Here is a 533-nt window from a genome sequence, read left to right as displayed (position 1 = left end):
CTGCATCGCGAAACCGGCCGCCAGGGCTTTGGCGGCTGGCAGCAACGCCAGTACGACCTGCAGGGCCGGCTGGTCCGCCAGTACAGCAATCAGCCGGTCCTGGCCTGGCAGTGGGAATACGACCCCGACGGCCTGCTGATCGGCAGCGAGCAGGCCGGCCAAGCCTGGCGTTATCACTACGATGCCCAGCAACGGCTGGTGGGCTGGCGCAAGCCCGACCAGGCGGCCGATTGGGCCTTCGACCCGGCGGGTAACCGGCTGCCCGCCCCCTTGCCACCCCTGCCCCCCAAACCGCATCGGGACTGGGCCAGCCAGGTGCGGGCCAACCTCGACAACCACGACTTCGACCTGCTGGCCCCCGACTTTGACCCCCACCCCAGCGCGCGGCCGCCCATCGACTGCTGGCCCGGCAACCGGATCGACTTCGATGGCGCCATCGACTACCGGTACGACGCCCACGGCAATCTGGTCGAGCGTTACGATCACGCAGGGCCGTGTCGCCTGCATCTGGGCTATGACGGCCTGCATCAACT

General features: G+C 68.9%; 1 protein-coding gene. It reads left to right on the top strand.

Features of this window, described 5'->3' with window-relative positions; translation table 11 throughout:
- Positions 1-533, top strand: a 533-nt coding sequence (locus tag PZA18_RS24155) for an RHS repeat domain-containing protein (protein ID WP_284103443.1), incomplete at both ends; no start/stop codon positions are given.

The organism is Parachitinimonas caeni, assembly GCF_030129945.1.
Taxonomy (GTDB): domain Bacteria; phylum Pseudomonadota; class Gammaproteobacteria; order Burkholderiales; family Chitinimonadaceae; genus Parachitinimonas; species Parachitinimonas caeni.
This window is presented reverse-complemented; position numbering and strand designations above follow the sequence as displayed.